The organism is Lancefieldella parvula (assembly GCF_963530955.1).
Lineage (GTDB): Bacteria > Actinomycetota > Coriobacteriia > Coriobacteriales > Atopobiaceae > Lancefieldella > Lancefieldella parvula_A.
This window is the reverse complement of the sequence record NZ_CAUSFQ010000073.1, coordinates 1-7,116: the sequence shown is the minus strand read 5'-3', so window position 1 is coordinate 7,116 and position 7,116 is coordinate 1. Positions and strand designations below refer to the sequence as shown.

4 protein-coding genes are annotated in these 7,116 nt (G+C 55.4%); all 4 read left to right on the top strand.

All coding sequences use genetic code 11. The annotated features are described in order from the left end of the window. Positions 1–465, top strand: a 465-nt coding sequence (locus RWJ43_RS05305; protein WP_314008681.1) for a tyrosine-protein phosphatase, incomplete at its 5' end; no start/stop codon positions are given. 189 nt (positions 466–654) lie between these two features. Further along, positions 655–1,980 (top strand): PTS transporter subunit EIIC, encoded by a 1,326-nt coding sequence (locus tag RWJ43_RS05300; protein WP_314008678.1) that lies wholly within the window; start codon positions 655–657, stop codon positions 1,978–1,980. A gap of 435 nt (positions 1,981–2,415) precedes the next feature. Then, the gene (gene tsaD / locus RWJ43_RS05295; protein WP_314008675.1) at positions 2,416–4,899 is read left to right on the top strand and encodes a tRNA (adenosine(37)-N6)-threonylcarbamoyltransferase complex transferase subunit TsaD; all 2,484 of its coding nucleotides are present in this window, start codon (positions 2,416–2,418) and stop codon (positions 4,897–4,899) included. Between the two features lie 10 nt (positions 4,900–4,909). Further along, complete coding sequence (locus RWJ43_RS05290) at positions 4,910–6,901, top strand: NAD(+) synthase (protein ID WP_314008672.1); 1,992 nt, start codon at positions 4,910–4,912, stop codon at positions 6,899–6,901. Positions 6,902–7,116: the final 215 nt, after the last annotated feature.

Below are 7,116 nucleotides of genomic sequence, written 5' to 3'. Positions count from 1 at the left end.
ATTACGTGGCACCAGATCTTTTACGACGCAGGAAATGTTGCGGCCCTTAACCTCAACGCCAATTATCGTGGTGGCCAATATGCTTATCGCCTGGTAGCGGGTCTGCGCGAGATAATTCTGCATAAGGGACCCTACCTTATTCACTGCACCGAGGGTAAGGATCGTACGGGCTTTGTCTGCGCTCTTCTCGAGGCACTTTGCGGCGCATCCTACGACGAGATGCGCGATGACTACATGATTACCTACGACAACTATTACGGCATTAACGAGAAGGACGATAAGGCTCGTTACGACGCCGTTGTTGACGTGAAGTTCGACGACATCGCTCGCTGCATTGCTGGGGTGCCTACGTACGGTTCACTCGACGGCGCAGATTACGCAGCTGGAGCTCGCAAGTATCTGACCGATGTGGGCATGACCGAGTGGGAGATCAACAAGCTCATCGAGCGGTTAACGAGCAAGTAGCGGGTCGTGGTCGCAGGCGGTCGCGTGCTGCAGCAAGAACTGACAGGTTAGTCGCCTGGCGAAAGGAGTAATCTTCTCGCCAGGTTTTTTGTAAAGAATAGTCTTGTTTTTGGAAGTAACAATTGTCTTTGATATATGATTCTACCCTGTGATTCACATCGTTATTTTAGGAGATACGCCGGGGACTATATGAATGTAGCGGAATGCCTTGAGAAAAAGCTTATGCCAATGGCAGAGTTGGTGAGTAAGAACAAATATCTTCTTACTATGCGCGACTCGTTTGCCATGCTCATGCCAATCCTTATTATCGGATCAATGTTTACGCTGGTAGGTAATCTGCCAATCCCAGCGTGGGTTGATTTCTTGAAGTCCACTACGATTCAGGGCAAGTCGCTTTTCTCGCTGTTGGCCATTCCTTCTGCTTGCACTGTTTCGCTCATGGCAATATTTTTGTCTTTCGAGATTGGCTACAACTTTGCTGATCAACTTGGTTTAGAGGATCGAGTTTCTGCTGGTATGGTTTCGCTCGTCAGCTGGTTTATTTTGATGCCTCAGGTGACTGAGTTTTTGCCCCAGGGAGCTTCTCAGCCATTTTTGGTGGAGAGCATTCCTCTTGCGTGGACCGGTGCGAGGGGTGTGTTTGTAGCGATTATCGTAGGCTTTTTGTCGGTATCCATTTTTGGATTTGCTATCAAGAAGAACTGGGTTATTAGGATGCCGGAGGGCGTTCCTACGTCTGTCTCGCTTGCGTTTAGTGCTCTGGTTCCAATGGCGCTCACGTTTGCTGCAGTGTGGGCGATTAGCGTTTTGTTTGCGCTTACCCCTTGGGGAGATGCGTTTACCTGCATTTATTTGATGCTACAGACACCATTGACTATGCTTGGTGGAACCGTGTGGGCTCTGGCGATTGCTTACATCATTCAGGGCATTTTCTGGTTCTTTGGCATTAACGGGTCAAACATTACGAGCCCTATTTTTACGCCGATTTTGACCGCGCTTACACTGGAAAACCAGGCTGCTTTTGCAGCTGGAACAGCACTGCCCAACATTATCAATCGAGAGTTTGATGCGTTCTTTGCGCTGTTTGGTGGCGGAGGATCAACCCTTTCACTGTTGATTGTGATATTTTTGTTCTGCAATTCTCGCCGTGCAAAAGACATTGCAAAGATTTCTATTGTGCCTGGTATTTTTGGTATCAACGAGCCGGTTATGTATGGACTGCCGATAGTTTTGAATCCCATCATGGCAATTCCTCTGATTTTTACGCCGGTTGTTAACGTTTTAATTGCGTGGTCCGCAATGAGCGCCGGCTTGGTGCCTCTGTGCAACGGCATTATGCTGCCTGGAAGTACCCCTCCTTTGATCTCGGGATTTCTTCTGTGCGGATGGCAGGGCGCTTTACTTCAGCTCGTATTGATTTTGATTGATATGGCAATCTACCTGCCGTTTATTAAGGCTCTGGATATGCAGTTTCTCAAGGAGGAAAAGGGAGCTGAGACAGAGCACGCAGTCTAGATGCTGCGGAGACATAGTGTGCGTTGAAGGCAGCTCTGGGTGAGCTGCCTTTTTTCTGTTTTTCAATGTTATGAAAATGGCCCACCGCATTTCAGGACGCATTGCGTAGCCTTGGGTGGGCGCTGATGGATTAACTATAAACCAAATAGCAAGATTGCCTAGAGCAATAGGGTGGAAACCGTAAATTCTCTATAGCAATCATTTTTATTCACTTTCGCAGTTTACGTGTAGAGTATGGGCTTCAAAGTGTTTATCGCCAGCCAAGGTTTTGATTAGATACTGATGTATATACGCGCCGGTAGATAAGTCGGTGCATAAAAGTTTTGCGGGGTTGGGACTTGCGCTGTTTGCGGGCGTGGCTTGGCGTATAGTTATAGAGTTACAAGAAGAAATATTGGCGTGATACAAGGCGTTTTTACGCCGAGAAGAGTGTTTATGCTTGCTATAAAAAATGAAACAAACGTAGTGCTTGCGGTTGATACGTCTACAGACATGCTGGCGTGTACGGTCGCGCGTCTGACCAGGCGTGATGCCGCTGCGGCGGACAGCGTAGCGGCCGCGGACGGCGGGTTTGACGTTGAGGTGCTAGCGTCAACGGATCACCTGTGCCGTCGCCAGGCAAACGTGGAGCTTGTGGGCTCGGTCCAGGAGGTGCTTAAGGCTGCTGGTCTGACCATGACCGACGTTGACGCTGTTATCGCAGGTCGAGGACCTGGATCGTTCACGGGAGTACGCATTGGCGTGGCTACCGCAAAAGGCATTGCGTGCGGCTCTGGCCTGCCACTTTACGGCGCAAGCGCACTTGATGCCATGGCGTTCAGCGCATGGAAGGCAGGCGTGCGCGGTACCGTTGGTGTTGTTGCAGACGCCATGCGCGGCGAAGTCTATCCGGGCATCTACCTGCTGGATGACGCTGGAGCGCATAGAACGTTCCCGGTGGAGACCGTCCTCAAGGCAGACGCCTGTGTGGAGGAGTGGTCGAGCAGGACTGATAAGGACCAGCTCACGCTTACGGGCAATGGCTTATTGAAGTACCGTGAGCGTTTTGAGCGCGCGGGTTTCTCGACATACACCGATGAAGCAACGTGGTTCCCAACAGGAGAAGGCCTGGTACGCGCGGTGTGTATGCCCGAGTATCAGCAGGCGGGTGCGGGCGATCCGGCGCTGGTGCTGCCCATTTACACGCGACTTTCGGACGCGGAGGAGTCGGAGCGCAAGCGTTTGGGTCTCAAGGAGCCGGCAACGGTGGCCCTGACCGGCGTGGATGATGCGCTGGCTGATATTCACCTGCAGCTTCGTCCGATGACGGTGAACGATCTGGATCAGGTGGCGGAGCTTGAGGCGGCAACATATGCCGACGCTGCGCATTCGGCCTGGTCAAAGCAGACGTTCTATGACGAGCTTTCGGGCGTTGGGCGCAGCTGGTGGCTAGCTCACGACCGCGGAACGGTCATCGGTTTTGCGGGCGGTCGTCTGGCAGGAGCTCAGTTTGAGGTGGAAGAAGTGGTGGTCGCGCCCGAGCGTCGCCGCCAAGGAATTGCATCCAAGCTGGTAGAACGCGTGGCGTACGACGCTCAGATGCTGGGTGCATCCGCGATTACCCTTGAGGTGGAGGAGGATAACGCTCCAGCTCAGGGTGCCTATAGCAAGCTGGGATTTGCTGAGGTTGGCCGTCGTCCGGGATATTACGGTCCGGATTGTGCGGCGCTTTTGATGACGGCGCAGCTGCCTTTGGCGGTTGGCGCTGGTTTTGAGGCGAGAAACCCCGAGCCTCACGCATCAGTGCGTCCGTGGCCTATTGTTGAAGGTGAGCGCTCTGAAGAGACGCTTACGGCGCTCCGCGAGGCGGGGGATTTGATCCTCAGCTTGGAGTCGTCCTGCGACGAGACGGCCATGTGCATTATGGATTCTCATGGCGTGGTCTGCGCAAATGTTGTCGCAACGCAAATTGACTTCCACGCTCGCTTTGGCGGCGTCGTGCCCGAGATTGCTTCTCGCAAGCATACCGAGGCTATTGTGGGTCTCTTTGAGGAGACCATGGCCCGCGCGGGTGCGCACTTTGGATGCGACACACTAGTGCCGTCTGACCTGGCCGCCGTTGGTGTTACCGCAGGTCCTGGCCTTGTCGGCGCGCTCGTTGTAGGCGTGGCGTTTGCTAAGGGCTTCTGCGTGGCCACTGACCTGCCGCTTATTCCCGTTCATCACCTGGAAGGTCACCTGCTGGCCAACCTGTTTGAGACGCCTGACCTGGAGCCGCCATTTGTGGCAAGCCTGGTCTCGGGCGGCAATACCATGCTGGTACACGTGCGTGCCTGGGGAGATTACGTGGTTTTGGGCTCCACCATTGACGACGCCGTGGGCGAGGCCTTTGACAAGGTTGCTAAGGCACTGGGCTTGGGCTATCCAGGCGGACCGGTAATCAGCAAACTTGCAGCTCAGGGCAACCCTAAGGCCATCCACTTCCCGCGCGCAATGATGCACAGCGGCGACTATTCCTTTAGTCTTTCCGGCCTAAAGACCGCCGTTATCACCTACATTGAGGGCGAGAATCGCGCAGGTAGAGCCATCAATCTGCCAGACTTGGCCGCTTCGTTTGAGCAGGCTGTTATTGACGTGCAGGTTGCAAAGGCTAAAACCGCTGTTGAGGAGACGGGTGTCTCCGATTTCTGCGTGGGTGGCGGCGTAGCAGCAAACCCCGCGCTCAGAGCTGCATATAAGGAAACCTTTGGTCGTATGGGCGTTCGAGTGACGGTGCCCCCGATGTCGGTTTGTGGCGACAACGCCGCAATGATTGCCGTCGGCGCACTTCGTAGCTACCGTACGCAGGGTTTCTCGCCATTGACCTTGGACGCAAACCCCAACGCGCAGCTGGGATCGTGGTCGTCGGATGTGGCGCCCGTTGTCCCAAGCGGCATGTAAGGAGGCCATTGTGCAAGACGGATTCATCAAAGTTGCAAGTATCACGCCGCGCGTCCGCGTGGCCGACGTGGCGTTTAACGTGGAGAGCTGTCTGGCTGCCATCGAAGAAGCCGCAGGTAATCGAGGCGCCAAGGTGGTCGTGCTGCCCGAGCTCTGCATCACGGGCTACACCTGCGAGGACCTGTTCTGGCAGGATGCGCTCCTGGACGCTGCCGAGCGCGGCTTGGTTTCCATTGCCGCCCGAACGGCCGACGTCGACGCGTTGCTGCTGCTAGGCCTGCCTGTTCGCGTGGCCGGCAAGCTCTACAACTGCGCCGCCGTTCTCTTTAGGGGAGAGCTTTTGGGCCTGGTGCCCAAGCGCTACGTGCCCATGTACAACGAGTTTTACGAGGGCCGACACTTTGTTTCTGGCCCCAAGACGGTCACCAGTGTGGACTTTGGTCTGCTGGGCGAGGTGCCGTTTGGTACCAACCAGCTGTTTGCGTGTGACACCATCCCTGAGCTGGTTGTGGGCGCGGAGATCTGCGAGGACCTCTGGGTGCCCATGCCGCCGTCAAATGCGCACGCCGTCGCCGGCGCCACGTTGATCTGCAACTTGTCCGCGTCGCCTGCGCTGGCCGGCAAGTCCGCGTACCGTCGTCAGCTGGTTGCGCAGCAGAGCGCGCATCTGATCTGCGGCTACGTTTACGCAAGTGCTGGTGAGGGCGAGTCAACGACCGATTTGGTTTTCTCGGGCCATGATCTTGTTGTCGAGAATGGCCGTGTGCTCGCCGACTCTGGCGTGTTTGGCGAGGGTATTGCCGTGTCCGAGATTGACGTGCTGTCGCTGGCGGCTGATCGCAGGCGCACGTCGACGTTTGAGGTTGCTCCAACGCCGGAGGATTACAAGCATCTGACCACGTATTTCTCGCTGGAGTTTGACGGCGAGGGTGAGGGTGACGACGAGCTTGCAATCCGCACGCCGCTGACCAGGTACGTTGATCCGCATCCGTTTGTGCCCGCGATGGATGACGCTCGCGCAACACGCTGCGAGGAGATTCTGTCGATTCAGGCTCACGGTTTGGCTTCAAGACTGGCACACACTGGCTCTGACCATGCGGTTATTGGCATTTCGGGTGGACTTGACTCTACGCTGGCCCTTCTCGTCACGGTGCGAGCGTTTGACCAGCTGGGATACGACCGCTCGGGCATTGTAGCTGTGACGATGCCGGGATTTGGCACCACGGACCGCACGTACACCAACGCTATTGAGCTGGTGCAGTCGCTTGGCGCCGACCTGCGCGAGATTTCCATTGTGGATTCCGTGCTGCAGCACTTTGCCGACATCGGCCACGACCAGGATGTTCACGACGTTGTGTACGAAAACGCCCAGGCTCGCGAGCGCACGCAGATTCTGATGGACGTTGCTAACCAGGTGGGCGGCATGGTCATTGGCACGGGCGACCTTTCCGAGCTGGCGCTTGGCTGGGCAACGTATAACGGTGACCAGATGTCCATGTACGGCGTAAATGCTTCGGTACCAAAGACGCTGGTCAGATACCTTGTTGATTACTGCGCAGACTCGTATGAGGAGCAGGGTGAGGACGAGATTGCTCACGTTCTTCGTGACGTTCTGGACACACCAGTTTCTCCTGAGCTACTGCCATCTGCGGCAGACGGTTCCATTGAGCAGAAGACGGAGGACCTGGTTGGCCCTTACGAGCTGCACGACTTCTTCCTGTTCCATGTGCTTCGTCACGGAAGCGGTCCGCTCAAGGTTCTGCGTCTTGCCGAGCGTGCGTTTGGTACAGGCACTGACCAGGAGGTTTACGACCACGAGACTATCGTGCGTTGGCTAAAGGTGTTCTACCGCCGCTTCTTCTCGCAGCAGTTTAAGCGCTCGGCGATGCCCGACGGACCAAAGGTTGGTTCGGTTTCGCTGTCTCCGCGCGGCGACCTGCGTATGCCATCCGATGCTTCGAGCTCGCTCTGGCTCTCTGAACTGGAGAGTTTGGAGGCGTAAGCGCGCGTGGTAGATCGTAGCGCGTGTGGTTGTAGCATGCGGCGATAACGCGGTAGGACGTATTTCTTAGACGTTCAGTACCCGGCTATTCATGTATATGAATAGCCGGGTACTTTTATGCAGGTTGATTTTTGCTACGAGTAGGGAAGAGATGGTTTTGGCCCTTGAATTCTCATTGCTAGTGCAACAACAAAAGATAAGGTAGTGACCCATGG